Annotated in this window: 19 protein-coding genes; 11 read left to right on the forward strand and 8 right to left on the reverse strand. The window is 71.6% G+C overall.

Features of this window, described 5'->3' with window-relative positions:
• On the forward strand, positions 1-459 hold a 459-nt coding region (locus tag A6Q79_RS08825; RefSeq protein WP_286690153.1), incomplete at its 5' end, for a GDP-mannose 4,6-dehydratase.
• A 300-nt stretch (positions 460-759) separates the two neighbouring features.
• Here the strand turns inward: A6Q79_RS08825 and rlmB are convergent.
• Both rlmB and cysS read right to left on the reverse strand, forming a co-directional pair.
• Positions 760-1,707 carry a 23S rRNA (guanosine(2251)-2'-O)-methyltransferase RlmB gene (gene rlmB / locus A6Q79_RS08830; RefSeq protein ID WP_286690154.1) on the reverse strand — a complete coding sequence of 316 codons (948 nt, stop codon included), beginning with the start codon at positions 1,705-1,707 and terminating at the stop codon, positions 760-762.
• A 3-nt stretch (positions 1,708-1,710) separates the two neighbouring features.
• Positions 1,711-3,162, reverse strand: coding sequence for a cysteine--tRNA ligase (cysS, locus tag A6Q79_RS08835; RefSeq protein WP_286690155.1), 1,452 nt, complete (start codon positions 3,160-3,162; stop codon positions 1,711-1,713).
• Between the two features lie 92 nt (positions 3,163-3,254).
• Between cysS and A6Q79_RS08840 the strand changes: the two genes are divergently transcribed.
• The gene (locus tag A6Q79_RS08840; protein WP_067853877.1) at positions 3,255-4,514 is read left to right on the forward strand and encodes a C39 family peptidase; all 1,260 of its coding nucleotides are present in this window, start codon (positions 3,255-3,257) and stop codon (positions 4,512-4,514) included.
• A 17-nt stretch (positions 4,515-4,531) separates the two neighbouring features.
• Positions 4,532-5,014, forward strand: coding sequence for a 2-C-methyl-D-erythritol 2,4-cyclodiphosphate synthase (gene ispF / locus A6Q79_RS08845; protein ID WP_286690156.1), 483 nt, complete (start codon positions 4,532-4,534; stop codon positions 5,012-5,014).
• A gap of 98 nt (positions 5,015-5,112) precedes the next feature.
• Here ispF and A6Q79_RS08850 read toward each other — a convergent pair whose 3' ends face one another.
• Positions 5,113-5,598, reverse strand: a complete 486-nt coding sequence (locus A6Q79_RS08850; RefSeq protein ID WP_067853874.1) for a CarD family transcriptional regulator — start codon at positions 5,596-5,598, stop codon at positions 5,113-5,115.
• Positions 5,599-5,862: 264 nt separating this feature from the next.
• Here A6Q79_RS08850 and A6Q79_RS08855 point away from each other — a divergent pair, with 264 nt between their 5' ends.
• Positions 5,863-6,222: a hypothetical protein gene (locus A6Q79_RS08855; protein WP_317697852.1), complete on the forward strand. Its 360-nt coding sequence runs from the start codon at positions 5,863-5,865 to the stop codon at positions 6,220-6,222.
• 108 nt (positions 6,223-6,330) lie between these two features.
• On the opposite strand, the gene phoU is transcribed toward A6Q79_RS08855, so the two are convergent.
• Entirely contained in the window at positions 6,331-6,981 is a 651-nt protein-coding gene (gene phoU / locus A6Q79_RS08860; protein ID WP_067853868.1) for a phosphate signaling complex protein PhoU, read from the reverse strand.
• 133 nt (positions 6,982-7,114) lie between these two features.
• Between phoU and A6Q79_RS08865 the strand changes: the two genes are divergently transcribed.
• From A6Q79_RS08865 to A6Q79_RS08875, 3 genes are read left to right on the forward strand one after another with little or no spacing between them, the layout of a single operon-like run.
• The gene (locus tag A6Q79_RS08865) at positions 7,115-8,254 is read left to right on the forward strand and encodes a cell wall metabolism sensor histidine kinase WalK (RefSeq protein ID WP_067853865.1); all 1,140 of its coding nucleotides are present in this window, start codon (positions 7,115-7,117) and stop codon (positions 8,252-8,254) included.
• Positions 8,251-8,931 (forward strand): response regulator transcription factor, encoded by a 681-nt coding sequence (locus A6Q79_RS08870; RefSeq protein WP_286690157.1) that lies wholly within the window; start codon positions 8,251-8,253, stop codon positions 8,929-8,931. The genes A6Q79_RS08865 and A6Q79_RS08870 overlap by 4 nt, the downstream gene beginning before the upstream one ends.
• A 37-nt stretch (positions 8,932-8,968) precedes the next feature.
• Positions 8,969-9,313: a hypothetical protein gene (locus tag A6Q79_RS08875; protein ID WP_286690158.1), complete on the forward strand. Its 345-nt coding sequence runs from the start codon at positions 8,969-8,971 to the stop codon at positions 9,311-9,313.
• Positions 9,314-9,404: 91 nt separating this feature from the next.
• On the opposite strand, the gene A6Q79_RS08880 is transcribed toward A6Q79_RS08875, so the two are convergent.
• Both A6Q79_RS08880 and A6Q79_RS08885 read right to left on the reverse strand, forming a co-directional pair.
• Positions 9,405-10,151, reverse strand: coding sequence for a phosphoglyceromutase (locus A6Q79_RS08880; RefSeq protein WP_286690159.1), 747 nt, complete (start codon positions 10,149-10,151; stop codon positions 9,405-9,407).
• Between the two features lie 74 nt (positions 10,152-10,225).
• The gene (locus tag A6Q79_RS08885; RefSeq protein WP_286690160.1) at positions 10,226-10,885 is read right to left on the reverse strand and encodes a DsbA family protein; all 660 of its coding nucleotides are present in this window, start codon (positions 10,883-10,885) and stop codon (positions 10,226-10,228) included.
• Between the two features lie 278 nt (positions 10,886-11,163).
• On the opposite strand from A6Q79_RS08885, the gene A6Q79_RS08890 reads away from it, so the two are divergent.
• From A6Q79_RS08890 to A6Q79_RS08905, 4 genes are all read left to right on the forward strand, one after another.
• A complete protein-coding gene (locus A6Q79_RS08890) occupies positions 11,164-12,579 on the forward strand; it encodes a hypothetical protein (protein WP_286690161.1) in 1,416 nt (471 codons plus the stop codon).
• Positions 12,580-12,711: 132 nt separating this feature from the next.
• Positions 12,712-13,530, forward strand: a complete 819-nt coding sequence (locus tag A6Q79_RS08895) for an ABC transporter permease (RefSeq protein ID WP_286690162.1) — start codon at positions 12,712-12,714, stop codon at positions 13,528-13,530.
• Between the two features lies 1 nt (position 13,531).
• Positions 13,532-14,602 carry an ABC transporter substrate-binding protein gene (locus A6Q79_RS08900; RefSeq protein WP_286690163.1) on the forward strand — a complete coding sequence of 357 codons (1,071 nt, stop codon included), beginning with the start codon at positions 13,532-13,534 and terminating at the stop codon, positions 14,600-14,602.
• A complete protein-coding gene (locus A6Q79_RS08905; protein WP_286690164.1) occupies positions 14,595-15,377 on the forward strand; it encodes an ABC transporter ATP-binding protein in 783 nt (260 codons plus the stop codon). The genes A6Q79_RS08900 and A6Q79_RS08905 overlap by 8 nt, the downstream gene beginning before the upstream one ends.
• A 312-nt stretch (positions 15,378-15,689) precedes the next feature.
• On the opposite strand, the gene A6Q79_RS08910 is transcribed toward A6Q79_RS08905, so the two are convergent.
• A complete protein-coding gene (locus A6Q79_RS08910) occupies positions 15,690-16,154 on the reverse strand; it encodes a YbjN domain-containing protein (protein WP_308207066.1) in 465 nt (154 codons plus the stop codon).
• A gap of 51 nt (positions 16,155-16,205) precedes the next feature.
• Positions 16,206-17,368: D-inositol-3-phosphate glycosyltransferase (gene mshA, locus A6Q79_RS08915; RefSeq protein WP_317697858.1), on the reverse strand; the 1,163-nt coding region annotated here is incomplete at its 5' end.

Consider the following 17,368-nt stretch of genomic DNA (forward strand, 5'->3'; position numbering starts at 1 on the left):
CGGATCGGCGAGGACCCGCAGGGCATCCCGAACAACCTCGTGCCGTTCATCGCGCAGGTCGCGGTGGGCCGTCGCGATCGGCTGTCGGTCTTCGGCGGCGACTACCCGACGGCCGACGGCACCGCGGAGCGCGACTACATCCACGTGCAGGACGTCGCGGAGGGGCACGTGGTCGCGCTCGACGCGATCGTCGGCGGCGACGCCGGCGTGCGCGTGTGGAACCTCGGCAGCGGTCAGGGCACGTCGGTGCTGGAGATGATCCACGCGTTCGAGCGCGCCAGCGGTCGCGAGATCCCGTACGAGGTCGTCGACCGTCGCCCGGGCGACCTCCCGGCGTTCTGGGCCGACCCTACGAAGGCTGAGCAGGAGCTCGGCTGGCGCACCTCGCGCACCGTCGACGACATGTGTCGCGACACGTGGACCTGGCAGTCGCAGAACCCCCAGGGGTACGACGCCTGAACCTGACCGAGCGCAGCGAGGGAACGGTTCAGGCGGGTCGAGTGGTGCACGCCGCAGGCGTCCCGCTGTATCGAGACCCAGCAAGCGTCCAGGCCCAGCCGCAACAGCACCAGCGCCCCACCCGAGCCCCCCGGACCGCATCCGCAGTTTCGGTCACTTCCGGGTGACTCAGCCGCACAAATCGCCCCGGAACCGTCCAATTCCTCAGCACTGACGATGCGGAGGCCTCTCGGAGGCCGCCCCCACGAGAGGCCGCGGCAGCGCAGCCGCAGGCCCGCGAGGGCCGCAGCCGCGTACGACTCAGACCCGACGCTGCGCGATCTGGTACAGCGCGATGCCCGCGGCGACGCCGGCGTTGAGCGACTCCAGGCTGGAGGCCATGGGGATGGAGACGATCTGGTCGCAGGTCTCGCCGACGAGGCGGGAGATGCCCTTGCCCTCGCTGCCGATGACGACGACGAGCGGTCCGTCGGCGAGGTCGAGGTCGGGAAGGGAGACGTCGCCGTCGGCGGCCAGGCCGACGACCATGAGGCCCGCCTCCTGGTACGCCTTCAGCTGACGCGTCAGGTTCGTGGTCCGCGCGACCGGGACCCGCGCGGCGGCACCCGCCGACGTCTTCCAGGCCGACGCGGTCATCTGCGCCGACCGACGCTCGGGGATCACCACGCCGTGCGCGCCGAAGCCCGACGCCGAGCGCACGACCGCGCCGAGGTTCCGCGGGTCGGTCACGCCGTCGAGCATGACGACGAGCGGCGGCACACCCTCCTCCTCTGCGCGCGCGAGCAGGTCGTCGGGGTGGGCGTAGTCGTAGGCGTCGAGCTTGGCTGCGACGCCCTGGTGCACGGCGCCACCGGTGAGCTTGTCCATCTCGACCCGCCCGATCTCGAGCAGCGACACGTGCTGCTCCGCGGAGAGCCGGAAGATCTCACGGATGCGCTCGTCGCGCTCCGCGCCCTCAGCGATGTACAGGCCGGCGACGGGCACGTTCGCGCGCAGCAGCTCGACGACGCTGTTGCGTCCGGCCACCCACTCGGGTCCGCCGTCGCCGCCCTTGCGCTTCGGCCGCGCGGCCTCGCGCTTGTCGGCGGCGCGCGCCATCTTGTACGCCTTGTGGTTGGGGCGCTCCTCCGCGCGCGGCGTCGGACCCTTGCCCTCCAGACCCTTGCGGCGACGTCCGCCGGACCCGGCCGTGGGGTTGCCCTTGCCGGTCTTCTTGATCGCGCCTCGGCGCTGGCTGTTGCCTGCCATCGGTCAGGTTCCCTTCACGGACCAGCGCGGACCTTGCGCCGTGTCCTCGATGTCGATGCCGGCCGCGGCCAGCTGGTCGCGGACGCGGTCCGCGGTGGCGAAGTCCTTCGCGGCGCGCGCCTCCTGGCGCTGCGCGAGCAGGGCCTCCACGAGCGGCGCGAGCGCGTCGTCGGCGGCCGACGTCGTCGTCGCCGCCCAGTGGTCGGAGAGCGGGTCGAGCCCAAGCACGTCGAGCATGGCGCGAACTGAGCCAAGCGTTCCTTGAACCGCCTTGCGATTATTTGCAGCACGTCGGGCGAACTCGTCATCTCCACTGAGGTGCAGAAACTCATTGAGATTCGCGTTACCGATGCTCACGTACTTCTGCAGCGCAGCAAGGGCTGCGGGTACGCCGAGATCATCGTCCATCGCCACCGCGAAGTCGTCCGGAATCTCGCCCAGACCGTCGCTACCGACGACCTCGTGAGCGCGCCGCACGAAGCCCTCGATGCGCTCGAACGCGACCGCGGCCTCCTGCAGCGACTCCTCCGTGAACTCGATGATCGAGCGGTAGTGCGCGGCCACGAGGTAGTACCGCAGCGCGATGGCCGGCACCCGCTTGACGACCTCGCTGACCATCAGCGTGTTGCCGACGCTCTTCGACATCTTCGCGCCGCTCAGGTTGAGCATCGCGTTGTGCATCCAGAGCCGCGCGAACGGCTGGCCGGCAGCGCGCGACTGGGCGATCTCGTTCTCGTGGTGCGGGAAGCGCAGGTCGAGGCCGCCACCGTGGATGTCGAACTCGGTGCCGAGGTACTTCGCGGCCATCGCCGAGCACTCGAGGTGCCACCCGGGGCGACCCCGGCCCCACGGCGTCGGCCACGACGCCGACTCCGGGTCGCCTTCCTTGTGGCCCTTCCACAGGGCGAAGTCGCGCGGGTCGCGCTTGCCGTCGGCCGGCGCGTCGGGCGCGGCCTGCATGTCGTCGACGTGCTGGTTGCTGAGCTCGCCGTACGCGGGCCAGGACCGGACGTCGAAGTAGACGTCGCCCGAGCCGTTCTCCGCCGGGTAGGCGTGACCGCGCTCGATCAGCGTCTCCATGAGCTCGATCATCTCGGGCACGACGCCCGTCGCACGCGGCTCGTACGTGGGCGGCCGGCAGCCGAGCACCTCGTACGCGGCATGCAGGGCGCGCTCGTTCTCGTAGGCCACCGCGAACCAGGGCCGACCCTGCTCGCGACCCTTGGCGAGGATCTTGTCGTCGATGTCGGTGACGTTCGCGACGATGGTGACCTCGTAGCCGGCGCGCTCGAGCCAGCGTCGCAGGACGTCGAAGACGACCTCCTTGCGGATGTGCCCGACGTGCGGCGGTCCCTGCACGGTGAGCCCGCAGTGGTAGATGCCGACCTTGCCGGGCACGACCGGGTCGAGGTCGCGCTGCTGCCGGGTGGCGGTGTCGTACAGGCGCAGGCTCACCCCGGAATCCTAACGGTCCGCGACCCCGGCCCCGACCAGACCGATTCGTCCCAACCGCCCCACGAGCCCCTGACGTCACCTACCCTCGAAGAATGCCTCTTCCCCGTCGGCATGCACCGCGCCGCACCGTTCCTGCCGTCGCCGCCGTCCTGCTCGCGTCGCTGCTCGTCCCGACCGCGCCCGCGCAGGCCGCGTCGCAGTCGGCGAGCACCGTCCGCTGGGTCAGCGCGGCCCAGCTCCAGAAGGGCTCGTTCGACGGCGTCCGGGTCTCCGGCTCCGCGCTCGTGCTCGACTCGCCGAAGCGCCGCCAGACCTACCGCGACCCGTACAAGGGCCGCACCGCCACATGGGCGTACGGCACCTGGACGTCGCCGTGGTCGTCGACGGGCTACTCCGCGCGCGCCCTGGTGCCGTCGTGGAGCGCTCGCACGCCCGACGACACGTGGCTACGGGTCAAGGCCCGCGTGCGCCAGGGGTCGAAGGTCGGCAGCTGGGACACCGTCGCCATCTGGGCCAAGGGCGAGAGCGGCGTCTACCGCACGTCGGGCCCGTCGCAGACCGACGACCTCGCCCGGCTCGACACCGACACGGTGCGCGCCAACGGCTCGAGCACGTTCAGCCAGTGGCAGGTGCAGGTCGAGCTGCTGCGCCGCCCGACGTCGCGTGCGACGCCCCGCGTGGAGTCCGTCGGCGGCGCCGCGTCGTCGTACACGACCCGACGCATCGCCACGAGCCGCACGACGATGACGCGCACGACCACGTTGTCGGTGCCGACCTACTCGCAGATGACGCACCGCGGGCACCACCCCGAGTGGGGAGGCGGGGGCGAGGCCTGGTGCTCGCCGACGTCGGTGTCGATGATCCTGCGCTACTTCGGCTCCGGGCCGACGTCGCGCGAGCTGAGCTGGGCGAGGGGCGCCGACCGCCAGGTCGACCACGCCGCGCGCTACTCCTACGACTACCGCTACCAGGGCACCGGCAACTGGCCCATGAGCGCCGCGTACGCGAGCACCTACGGGCTCGACACGTTCGTGACGCGCCTGTACGACCTGCGCGAGGCCGAGCAGTTCATCAAGGCGGGCATCCCGCTCGTCGCCTCGGTCGCCTTCGGCCGCGGAGAGCTGAGCGGCGCCCCGATCTCCTCGACGCCGGGACACCTGATGGTCATCAGCGGCTTCACGCGCGACGGTCGCGTCATCGCCAACGACCCTGCCGGCGCCACGAACGCCGCCGTGCGTCGTACCTACGACCGCGCGCAGTTCGAGCGCGCGTGGCTCGGCGGCAGCGGCGGCATCGTCTACGTCATCCGGCCGGGCAGCAAGGCCCTGCCGAAGGACAGCCCGCGCTGGTAGTCGGGCAGGATGCAGCCATGACCTGGCCCGACCTGCGCACCGGCATCGGCACCGACGTCCACCGCCTCGTGCGCGGACGGCCGATGTGGCTCGCCGGTCTGGAGTGGCCGGGCGAGGACGCGGGCCTGGAGGGTCACTCCGACGGCGACGCCGCGTGCCACGCGATGGTCGACGCTCTGCTCTCCGCAGCCGGCCTCGGCGACATCGGGTCACGCTTCGGCACCGCCGACCCACGACTCGCCGGCGCCTCCGGCACGACGTTCCTGACCGAGACGGTGCGCCTGCTCGACGAGGCGGGCTTCGCCGTGCTCAACGTGGCGGTGCAGGTGATCGGCAACGCGCCACGCCTCGGCCCCCGTCGCGACGAGGCACAGGAGCTGCTGACGTCCGTCGTCGGCGCCCCCGTGAGCATCTCCGCGACGACCACGGACGGTCTCGGCCTGACCGGCCGCGGCGAGGGCGTGGCGGCGGTGGCCACCGCGCTCGTCGCACGACGCTGACCTGCTGTCCCGTCAGGCGAGCCCCCGGGAACGACAGGCCCCCAGGAACGACGAGGGCCCCCGCCCGGAGGGGGCGGGGGCCGTCGGACCGGCTCGGGTCAGGAGGCGAGGACCTCGTCGAGCCGCAACTCGGCCTTGTCCTCGTTGGTCTTCTCCGCGAGGGCGAGCTCGGAGACCAGGATCTGGCGCGCCTTGGCCAGCATCCGCTTCTCGCCGGCGGACAGGCCACGCTCGTGGTCGCGGCGCCAGAGGTCGCGCACGACCTCGGCCACCTTGAGCACGTCACCGGAGTGCAGCTTCTCGAGGTTCGCCTTGTAGCGACGCGACCAGTTGGTCGGCTCCTCGACGTGCTCGGCGCGCAGGACGCTGAACACACGCTCGAGGCCGTCGGCGTCGACGACGTCACGGACGCCGACCAGGTCGACGTTGCAGGCGGGCACACGGACGACCAGGTCGTTCTGGGCGACGATGCGCAGGACCAGGTAGTCGCGCTCTTCCCCCTTGATCGTCCGCTTCTCGATGTCTTCGATGACTGCGGCCCCGTGGTTCGGGTACACAACCGTCTCGCCGACAGTGAAAGTCATAAACGCGGCACCTTTCGTAGGTGACCAGTTTAACACGCGCCACGGACGGCCTTTTCAGCCGTTCCTCGGGGTCGGACGGTAGGTTCCGCCCCCGCCTAGGGGCCCGGCCCGCACCCCGCCGCCGCGATGCCCTCCGATATGCTCCGCACGACGACCCTCCTCGACGTAGAAGCAGGTGCCCGGTGTCCACCGTTCGCACGCGCCGTCTCACGGCCGCCACCCTGATGCTCACCGCCGCCCTCGGGCTCACCGCCTGCGGCACCGGTGGAAGCACCCAGACGAACCAGCAGTACCAGCCCGGCATCGGCGCGAACGTGCGCACGGGCGACGTGCGCCTGTACAACGCTCACGGCCGAGCCGGCCCTGCCCGTCGAGCTGCAGCCCCGCCAGCTGTACACGCTGGGTCGCCAGGGCGAGGTCGCCGACATCGACGGCTCGTCGGTCGAGCTGGGCCGCTACGCCCGCCTCACGCTCACCTTCTCCGGTGGCGACGAGGTCGAGATCGAGGCGCCGATCGTCGCCCGCACGTCGACCTACTCCGACGTCGCCGAGAAGCCGGTGAGCCCGGAGTCGTCGGCCACCCCGACGCCGAGCGCGAGCCCCAGCCCCACCGCCGGCAGCTGACCCCGGCGGACCTGGCGGCGACGTCGCCAGGTCCGACACGGACGCACGAAGGGCCGTCCCGATCCTCACGGATCGTGGACGGCCCTTCGTCGTGCGACGAGGCGTGGCTCAGGCGCCGGGAGCGATCTCGCCGGTCACCAGGTAGACGACGCGACGCGCCATGGAGACCGCGTGGTCGCCGATGCGCTCGTAGTAGCGACCGAGGAGCGCCAGGTCGATCGCCGGCTCGATGCCGTGCTCCCAGGTGCCGCCGAGCAGCGCGCGGAAGAGGTCCTTGCGCAGCCGGTCCATCTCGTCGTCAGTGTCCTCGAGGCGGCTGGCCGCGTCGACGTCGCGGTTGGCGACGATCCGCGACGCCGCGTGGATCATCTGGTCGGCGACGGACGCCATGGCCATGATCGTCGGCTGGATGGAGACCGGGACGGCGACGTCGGGCATGCGCAGCCGGGCGACCTTGGCCACGTGCACGGAGAGGTCGCCCATGCGCTGCAGGTCGGTGAGCATGCGCAGCGTCGCGACCAGCTGGCGCAGGTCGGTGGCGACCGGCTGCTGGGTGGCGAGCAGCAGCAGGGCGCGCTCCTCGATCTCCTCCGTCGTCTCGTCGATCTGCTTGTCGCCGTCGATCACCTGCTCGGCGAGCGGGGCGTCGGCGTTGAGGAGGGCGGCGGTGGAGGCAGCGACGGCCTTGCGGACGGTCCCGGTCAGCTGGACCAGGTCGTCGACGATGGTGTCGAGCTGCTCGTAGTACGCATCACGCATGCCCCAGACCCTAGAAGAAACCGGTGAACGATGAGCGACCCCCGGTGAACGAACCGTGAACAGCCGCGGAAAGCCGCACGTCAGAGGGGGTTCGCGCTCGGACCTGGGTGAACGGTGGGCCTAGCATCGCGGTGTGGACATCGACGCGGCCTACCTGATCGCCGGCGCCGTCGGCGCGGCCGTCGGCGCCACGGTGACGTTCGTCTGGCTGTTCAGTGAACGGCGCCAGAACGCGGTGCCCGAGGAGCCCGCGCCGCTCGTGCCGCCCGGTGCTCAGGCGGTGCTCTCGGTGCTGTCGTCGACCACCGTCCTGCTCGACTCCTCCGACACCGTCCTCGAGGCCTCGGCCCAGGCGGTGGCCCTCGGGATCGTGCGCGACCGCCGGATCGAGCCCGACGAGATCCGCGCGATGGTGCAGCAGGTGCGTCGCGACGGCCAGGTGCGCGAGTCGAACCTGACGCTGCAGCGCCGCCGCGGCCTCCCGGCACACGTGTCGGTGCGCGTCGCCCCGCTGACGTCGCGCCTGGTGATCGTGCTGGCCCTCGACCGGACCGACCAGCAGCGCGTCGAGAACATCCGCCGCGACTTCGTCGCCAACGTCAGCCACGAGCTGAAGACGCCGGTGGGCGCCCTGAACCTGCTCGCGGAGGCCGTCGCCGAGGCGAAGGACGACCCCGAGTCGGTCGTGCGGTTCGCCTCGCGCATGCAGACCGAGAGCGAGCGCCTCACCCGGCTCGTGCAGCAGATCATCGACCTGTCCCGGCTGCAGAACGACGTGGCCAGCGACGACGCCACGACGGTCAAGGTCGACGAGCTCGTCGCTGAGGCCTGCGAGCACTCGGCCACGGAGTCCGAGCGCAAGCGCATCGAGATCTCGCGCACGGTCGAGCCCGACCTGCTCGTGCACGGCGACCGCGCCCAACTGCACGCGGCCGTGAGCAACCTGGTCGAGAACGCCGTGACGTACAGCCCGGAGGGCTCGCGCGTCGTCGTCACGGCCGCGCTCGCCGGCGACGACGTGCGCATCAGCGTGGCCGACAACGGCATCGGCATCGCCGGCCCCGAGCTCGAGCGGATCTTCGAGCGCTTCTACCGGGTCGACCCCGCCCGCGCCCGCGCCACGGGCGGCACGGGGCTCGGCCTGTCCATCGTCAAGCACGTGGCCGCCAGCAACGGCGGCACCGTCGACGTGTGGAGCGAGCCCGGCGCTGGCTCCACCTTCACGCTGGTGCTCCCCCGCTTCCAGCACGACCTCGATGAGGAGATCCTGTGACACGAGTGTTGGTCGTCGAGGACGAGACCAGCTACAGCGAGGCGCTGTCGTACGTCCTGCGCAAGGAGGGCTTCGACGTCGCGATCGCCGAGACCGGGCCCGACGCCTTGATCGAGTTCGAGCGCGGCGGCGCCGACATCGTGCTGCTCGACCTCATGCTGCCCGGGCTGCCGGGGACCGAGGTGTGCCGTCAGCTGCGCCAGACGTCGAGCGTGCCGATCATCATGGTCAGCGCGAAGGACACCGAGGTCGACAAGGTGGTGGGCCTCGAGCTCGGCGCCGACGACTACGTGACGAAGCCGTACTCGCCGCGCGAGCTGGTGGCCCGCATCCGTGCGGTGCTGCGCCGCGGCGCGGTCGAGGAGGTCGACGAGGACGGCGTCCTCGAGGCCGGCCGCGTGCGCATGGACGTCGAGCGCCACCTGGTGTCGGTCGACGGCGACACGGTCAAGCTGCCGCTGAAGGAGTTCGAGCTGCTCGAGTTCTTCCTGCGCAACCCGGGCCGGGTGCTGACCCGCGGCCAGCTCATCGACCGTGTGTGGGGCGCCGACTACGTGGGCGACACGAAGACGCTCGACGTCCACGTGAAGCGGCTGCGCGCGAAGATCGAGCCCGACCCGGGCAACCCGATCACCCTCACGACCGTGCGCGGGCTGGGGTACAAGCTCGACGCCTGAGGCCGTCCGTCCGTCCGGCGGCCGCTAACCTGCCCGTATGTCCGAGACGCGGGACCAGGCCCGGCTGTTCCGACGGGCGATGCGGACGGGGCAGGCGCCGGCCGGGCTCGACCGTCAGCGCTGGCTGCCCGTGGTGCGGCGACGCGCCACGCTGCTGCGGACGGGGCGGCCTTTCGTCGTCGGCGCCTGGGTGACGATCGGGGTGCTGCTGCTCGCCGTGGCCGCAGTCGGGGTCGTGACGACTCCGTTCCTCGTGTGGTTCGCCGTCCTGCTGGCCCTCGTCACCGCGCCCGTCGCCTACCTCACCGACCGACTCTGGGTGCGCGCGCGAGGCTCGATCGGCGCGCTGCTCGCCGACCTGGAGGGAGCGGACCAGCGCTGAGCTGCGTCTGCACTCCCCTGCGTCGTGACGACGTCGGGTCGATCTGTCGCCGACAGACCGACCCGAAGTCCTCACAACGCGGGAGGGGGCGTCAGCGACCCTGGTTCGCGACCGCGGCGATGGCGTCGGCGGCGGCGTCGGGGTCGAGGTACTGGCCGCCCTTCGTGACGGGCTTGAGGTTGGCGTCGAGCTCGTAGACGAGCGGGATGCCGGTGGGGATGTTGAGGCCGACGACCTCGTCCTCACCGAGGCCGTCGAGGTGCTTGACGAGCGCGCGCAGGGAGTTGCCGTGGGCGGTCACCAGGACCGTGCGGCCGTCGAGCAGGTCGGGGACGATGCTGTCGTACCAGTAGGGCAGCATCCGGTCGAGCACGTCGGCCAGGCACTCGGTGCGCGGCAGCAGCTCGTCGGGTAGCGACGCGTAGCGCGGGTCCCCGGCCTGCGAGAACTCCGCGTCGTCCGCGAGGGCCGGCGGGGGCGTGCTGTAGGAGCGGCGCCAGGTCATGAACTGCTCCTCGCCGAACTCCTCCAGCGTGGCCTTCTTGTCCTTGCCCTGCAGTGCGCCGTAGTGCCGCTCGTTCAGCCGCCACGACCGCTTCACCGGGATCCAGTGCCGGTCGATGCCGTCGAGCACGATCTGCGACGTGCGGATCGCGCGGCGCAGCAGCGACGTGTGCGACACGTCGGGCGCGATCCCAGCCTCGGCGAGCAGCCTGGCCCCGCGACCCGCCTCCTCGACGCCCTGCTCGTTGAGGTCGACGTCGACCCAGCCGGTGAACAGGTTCTTCGCGTTCCACTCGCTGTGGCCGTGACGCAGGAGGACGAGCGTGTAGGTCATGCCGCCAGCCTAGTGGTCGCTCAGGCCGCGCCCGCCGCCACGCCCACGGTTTACCACGGGACCGTGGTAAACCGTCAGGACGGCGAGTCGGAGCGCCACTCCTGGTGGATCTGGTGCAGCGCCTGGACGTAGTCGTCCTGCGACTGCGGGCCGGCGAGGGTCCAGCGGTGCTCGACCACGACGTAGGGGAGCTGGGTGATCCCCAACGACCGGGCGGTCTCGTCCTGCGTGCGCACGGCGTCGGCGTACTCCTCGCTGGCGAGCAGGGCGTCGGCCGTCTCGAGGTCGAGCCCGACGAGCGCCGCTCGGCTGGCGAGCACCAGCGGGTCGGCGACGTCGGCGCCCTCGAGGAAATGGGCCCGCCAGAGCTGGTGGATGAGCTCGCGCTGCGCGCCCGGCGCGGCCTCGTCGGCCCACGTCAGCAGACGCCAGGCGTCGAGGCTGTTCGCCTCCACCGCCTCGACGAGGTTCAGCTCGATGCCACTGATCCGCGCGGCCGCCGTCACCTGGGCGTCGACGAGGTCGACCTTGTCCTCGCCGCCGAGCCGCTCGGCCTGCACCTCACGCAGCGGGCGCCCCGAGCTAGGTGCGTCGGGGTCGAGCAGGCGGGCACGGAACGCGACCTCGACGGGCTCGCCGACGAGGATCGTGAACATGCCGGCCGCACGCTCGAAGCGGGTCGCACCCACGTACGACCACGGATCGGTCACGTCGCAGAACACGGTCGCCTTCACCCGACCAACGTACGCGAGTACGAGCGGCGCCCAGCCGCTCGTCCGCACATCGACGTCGATCGAGACGTTCTTCGTACGTTTTGCTCGTTCGCACCCTAGTGTGGCGTCGCCGACCCTCCGACCAAGGACCTTCCGTGGACCCCAGAACCCGCCTCCGCCCCCTCGTCCTGCTCTTCATCCTGGCCCTCGGGCTCGCGTCCTTGCCCGCAGCGGCCATCGCGGAACCTGCCTCTCCTACCGCCTCAGTGCACTACGACGGCGACCTCACGCTGGGGACCGTGCTGACGGCACAGCTTGACGGCAGTACCCCGCCCGACGGTTCGACTTTCCGATGGTTCGTCGATGATGCACCGGCAGCTGCCGGCAGCGGTCCCACCTACACGGTGAGCACGCCCGACGTCGAAAAGGCGCTTTCGGTGGAGATCTCGACGCCGCCGACGGACATTCCCGCTGCAGTCGTCCGCTCCGCCGCAACGCCCCGCGTGCTCCGGACCGCTGTCCCCGTAGTCGCGGGCACACCGGCAGTCGGGAGGACACTGTCCGTCTCGCTGTCCGGCTGGAGCACCGGGACGACGCACGAGGTCGAGTGGTTCGCCGACGGGACCGAGCCCGTCGCAACTGGCGGTCGCTTGACACTCACCCCCGACCTGGTGGGACACACTTTGTCTGCACACGTCACCGGCTCCCTCGCCGGCTACGGCACGGTGACGGAGGCTTCTGAAGAGACCCTGCGGGTGCAGTCGCGGGCCACCCCCAGCGTCTCGGGCACCCTTCTCGTCGGCGCGACGCTCAGGGCCGACCCGGGCCGGTGGGTGACCGGCACACGCCACTCCTATCGCTGGTTCGCATCGGGACGGGCCATCCCCCGAGCGACGGGCCGCACCCTCCGCCTCACCCGCGGCCAGGGCGCGAAACGCATCAGGGTCGAAGTCACTGGCCGACTCGCGGGATATCCGGTCGTCACGTCAGCGTCCCGCAACAGCCTGCGGGTCATGACGGCGGCAGCGACACCACGTATCAAGGGCTCTCCCGCCGCCGGTCGCACGCTCCGGGCGGTGCGAGGCACGTGGACGCGTGGAGTCAGGGTGCGCTACCGGTGGTATGCCGATGGCAAGCCGCTCGCAGGTGGCACCCGTTCGACGCTGACCGTCCCGTCCAACGCGCTCGGGAAACGGATCAGCGTCCGTGCGACCGGGAGCCGGTCTGGGTTCGCGACGATCGCGAAGAACTCGCGGGCGACCCAACGTGTGCAGCGCGTAGGCCGCGCCGCACTGTCCGGGCGACCTCTCGCCACGCACCGCATGAGGGTCGCTCCCGGTCGCTGGACGTCGGGCACCCGGTTCACCTACCGCTGGGCTCTCGACGGCAAGGCGGTCGCTGGAGCGACAGGGTCGTCGATCACCGTCAAGCCGTCCTGGAAGGGCAAGCGCTTGAGCGCCACCGTCCGCGGCTCGCGACCCGGGTTCGCCACCTTCACGTCCCGGACAGGGTCATCGAGTCCGATCACCCTGCCGGAGCAGACCGGCCCGATCTCGACATGGGACTGCCCTTCCTGGGCGCCCATCAAGGGCAACGCGGACTCGGGCATCTATCACGTGCCAGGGCAGAGGTTCTACGACAGGACGCAGCCCGAGGAGTGCTTCGCCAACGAGCCGGCAGCCGTGCGAGCCGGCTACCGGCGTTCGAAAGTCTGACTGCCGCGCGGCGGGGGGCGGCCCGATGGCCATGACCGCCCCCCGTCCTTGCGTGCCGCGAGTCTCACCACGCGCCATCCGCATGCTGGGACCGGCTCCACGAGCATCGCCGCTCCCCTACGGTCACACCTCGTGATCCGTCCCCCCGCCCCGTCGCGCTGGCTCCCGCCCGTCGTGACGCTCGTCGTGGTGCTGGCGGCCTGGAGCGCGGTGTCCGCGTCCGGCGTCGTCCAGCCCGCGTACCTCGCGCCCAGCCCGCTCGAGGTGTGGGACGCGTTCTTGCGCGCGAACACGAACCACGCGGTCGGCGGTGGCGTCGACCGGGTCGTGCGCGGCGAGGAGGGCTACTACCTGTGGGAGCACCTGGTGGTGAGCCTGCAGCGCATCGGCGGTGGGCTCGCGCTGGCGATCATCGTCGCCGTGCCGCTCGGACTCGCGATGGGCACGGTCGGCTGGTTCGAGCGCGTCGTCGGCCCCTACGTCGACTTCCTGCGCTCCCTGCCGCCGCTCGCCTACCTCGGGTTCCTCGTGGCGTGGTTCGGCATCGGCGACACGTCGAAGGTCGCGCTCCTCTTCCTGGCGGCGTTCCCTCCCATCGCGCTCGCCACCCTCAACGGGGTGCGCGGGATCCGCGAGGACCAGCTGAACGCCGTCCGCTCCCTCGGGGCGTCGCGCCGCCAGACGATCACCACGGTCGTCCTGCCCGCGACGCTGCCCGACATCCTCAGCGGCCTGCGGGTCGCCGTCGGGTTCGCGTGGACCACCGTCGTGGCCGCCGAGCTCGTCAACGGACTGCCGGGCATCGGGGGCCTGGCGTACCTGTCGGGGACGCAGAACAAGCTCGCGCTCTCGGTGGCCTGCATCATCGTCATCGGCCTGACCGCGATCGTCCTCGACCTGATCATCCGCACCCTCGAGAAGAAGCTCGTCCCCTGGCGAGGAAAGGCCTGACATGACCCTCCCCCACCTGACCCGCGCGCGTGCCCTCGCGGCCGTCGTCGCAGCCACCGCCGCCCTCGGGCTCAGCGCCTGCGGCGTCGGCGGCGACACCGAGCAGGCCTCGGCCGACGCGTGCCCGTTCCAGGCCGACGAGTCCGTCGACACGACGGTGCGCATCGGCTACCAGAAGATCCCCAACGGCGACGTCGTCGTCAAGGACCAGAAGATCCTCGAGAACTGCCTGCCCAACGCCACGATCGAGTGGAGCAACTTCGCGTCCGGCGGCGACGTCGTGCAGGCGTTCGGCGGCAAGAGCCTCGACATCGGGCTCGCGGGCTCCTCGCCCAGCACGAAGGCGCTGTCGGCGCCGCTCGACCTGCCCGTGTCGGTCATCTGGATCCACGACGTCATCGGTTCCGCAGAGTCGCTGGTCGTGCGCGACGGCGAGGCCACCGACATCAAGGGACTCAAGGGCAAGACGATCGCCACCCCGTTCGGCTCGACCGCGCACTTCTCGCTGCTGCAGGCCATCGCCGACGCCGGCGAGGACCCGTCGGACTACACGATCGTCAACACCGAGCCGGAGCAGATCGCGCCGGCGTGGTCGCGCGGCGACATCGACGCCGCCTGGATCTGGGACCCGACGCTGAGCACCCTCGTGAAGGACGGCGGCAAGGTCGTGCTGACCAGCGAGGACACCGCCAAGGCCGGCAAGCCGACGTTCGACCTCGCCATCGCCGACCGCACGTTCGTCAAGGACAACCCGAAGGTGCTGGCCGTCTGGGCGAAGGCGCAGGACTACGCGGTCAAGCAGATCAAGGACGACCCGGCCAAGGCCGCCCAGAGCGCGGCCGTGGAGATCGGCGTCAGCGCCGCCGACGCCGAGAAGCAGTTCGCCGGCTTCACGTTCCTCGACGCGACGCAGCAGGCGGGCGCCGACTGGCTTGGCGGGAAGCTCGGCCAGGACCTCTTCTCGACGGCGCAGTTCCTGCTGACGCAGGACGGCATCGCCAAGGTCGCGCCCGAGTCGACGTACGCCGACGGCGTCGACCCCGGACCGGCGAAGGCCGCCGCGGGTGAGTGAGCGTCACGACCTCGCGGTCACCGTCGCGGGCCTGGAGCAGGAGTTCCGGGCCCGCGACGGCGTCGTGCGCGCCCTCGACGGCATCGACCTGACGATCGAGCCGGGCGAGCTCGTCACGCTGGCCGGACCGTCGGGGTGCGGGAAGACGACGCTGCTCCGCATCCTGGCCGGCTTCGTGGAGCCGACGCGGGGCACCGTCGAGGTCGGTGGGAGGCCGGTCCGCGGACCGGGTCGCGAGCGGGGCGTCGTGTTCCAGCAGCCGACGCTGTACCCCTGGCTCGACGTCCGCGACAACGTGGCCCTGGGCCCGAAGGTGCGCGGCGTCGCGAAGGCGGAGCGGTACCGCACGGCGGAGCGCTACCTCGAGCTCGTCGGGCTGGCCGACGTCGCGGGGCTGCGACCGTACGAGCTGTCCGGTGGCATGCAGCAGCGCGCCCAGATCGCGCGGGTGCTGACGAACGACCCCGAGATCGTGCTGATGGACGAGCCGTTCGGCGCCCTGGACGCGCTCACCCGCGAGCGTCTGCAGGAGGAGCTGCTGACCATCTGGCGCGAGACGGGCAAGACGATCCTGTTCATCACGCACGGTGTCGACGAGGCCGTCTTCCTCGGCTCCCGCGTGCTGGTGATGAGTCCCCGACCGGGCCGGATCGTGCTCGACGAGCCCGCTCGCTTCTCCACCCACGCCCGCCAGGTCGCCCCCGCCGACCTGCGCGCCCTGCCGGAGTTCACCGCCCTGACGACGAAGGTCCGCGAGGCGATCTCCCACCCCTGACACCGGGGCGCTGTCGGCATGCGGGGGCGTCGACCCGCCGGCGCGATGGTTGGGCCGGGTCCCCGGGCTGTGGCGGGGTCAGGCGTGGGGGAGGTAGGTGACGCGCGCTACCTGCCCGGTGGGAGGTAGGTGAGGCGCGCTACCTGCCCGGTGGGAGGTAGGTGACGCGCGGAAACAGGGCCGCTTTCCGCGCGCTACCTACCGCCCGGGTGGCTTTTTCGGAGGCCGCACCCAGCGCGAGCCGAGGCAGCGCACCAGCAAGCACACGCCCCCTGCGGCAGCGCACCAGCAACGCGGCGCACCAGCAGGACGTCAGCCCTTCGGCCGCAGGTGCGCGAACGCGGCGAGGTTCGCCGTCGACTCCCCGCGCGACTCGCGCCACTCCCACTCCTTGCGGATGGAGGAGGCGAAGCCGAGCTCGAGGATGGTGTTGAAGGAGTCGTCGGAGGCGGCGAGCACCGACCCGAGGAGCCGGTCGACCTCGTCGTGGGTGACGGAGACGAGGGGGAGGCGGCCGTCGAGGTAGATGTCGCCGGCGGAGTCGATCGCGAACGCGACGCCGTAGAGCTTGAGGTTGCGCTCGAGCAGCCAGCGGTAGACGCCCTCGTGGTTCTCGTCGGGGTTGCGGGCGACGAACGCGTGCACGCCGAGGGAGTGCCGGTTGACCTCGAGGCGGGTGGTGGTCTTCAGCTTCCGCTCGCCCGGAAGGTCGACCTCGACGACGGTGAGCCCGTGGCGCACGTGGTCGAGCCCGGCCTGGGCGACGGCGTCGAGGATCACCTCGAGCGCGTGCCGCTGGTCACTCGTCAGGTCGTCACTCACGCGGGCTCACCCGTCCTTCCCTTCGGCGCGGGCCGCGACGGCGCGCGCGTACACCTCGAGCACCCGGTCGACCGTGGCGTCCCAGCCGAAGCCCGAGGCGTGGGCGACGGCCTTGGCGCCGAGCTCGTCGCGCAGCGCGCGGTCGGTCAGCAACGGGTGCAGCGCGTCGGCGTAGTCGTGCGGGTCGTGCCCGTCGACGAGGACGCCGCTGACACCGTCGGCGACGGCGGTCGACAGCCCTCCGACGCGGGCGGCGACGACGGGCGTCCCGCAGGCCTGCGCCTCGATGGCGACGAGCCCGAACGACTCGTTGTGCGACGGCACGCACACGACGTCGGCCGCGGCGTACCAGGTGGCGAGCACGTCTTGCGTCACCGCCGGCTCGAGGCGCACGACGTCGGTGATGCCCAGCTCGGCGGCGAGGTCGGCGAGCGACGTCGGCCGGTCGAGGCCGCTGCCGGACGCCCCACCGACCACGACCACCTGGAGCCGCTCGCGCAGCGCGGGGTCGCGGGCGAGGAGGTCGGCCGCGGCCTTGAGCACCACGTCGGGCGCCTTCAGCGGCTGGATGCGACCGGCGAAGAGCAGCACGGCAGCGTCGGCGGGCAGGTCGAGGGCCTGGCGCGCGTCGTCGCGACTGCCGGGGCGGAAGCGTTCGAGGTCGACGCCGGGGTGCACGACGTCGACCCGCGACGGGGCGGCGGCGTAGAGGTCGAGCAGCTCGCGACGCTCCTCCTCGGTGTTCGCGACGAGCCGGTCGGCGATGCGCACGATCTCCTCCTCCCCGACGACGCGACCGATCGGCTCGGCGCGGTCGCCCTCGGCGAGGTGGGCGTTCTTGACCTTGGCCATCGTGTGCATGGTGTGCACGAGCGGGACGGACCACCGCTCGGCGGCGACGGTGCCGACCTGCCCGGAGAGCCAGTAGTGGCTGTGCACGAGGTCGAAGTGGTGGGGCCCCTGCTCGACCTCGGCGCGCAGCACGTCGCGCACGAACCCGCAGAGCTGGCTCGGCAGGTCGTCCTTGGTGAGCCCCTCGAACGGCCCGGCGGTCACGTGCCGCACGACGACGCCGGGCGACGCCTCGACCGCCGGCGGCAGGTGCCGCGACGTGGCCCGCGTGAACACCTCGACCTCGACCCCGCGCGCCGCGAGGCGTCGGGAGAGCT

It is taken from the genome of Aeromicrobium sp. REDSEA-S32_B7, assembly GCF_001626145.1.
GTDB classification, from domain to species: Bacteria; Actinomycetota; Actinomycetes; order Propionibacteriales; family Nocardioidaceae; genus Aeromicrobium; species Aeromicrobium erythreum.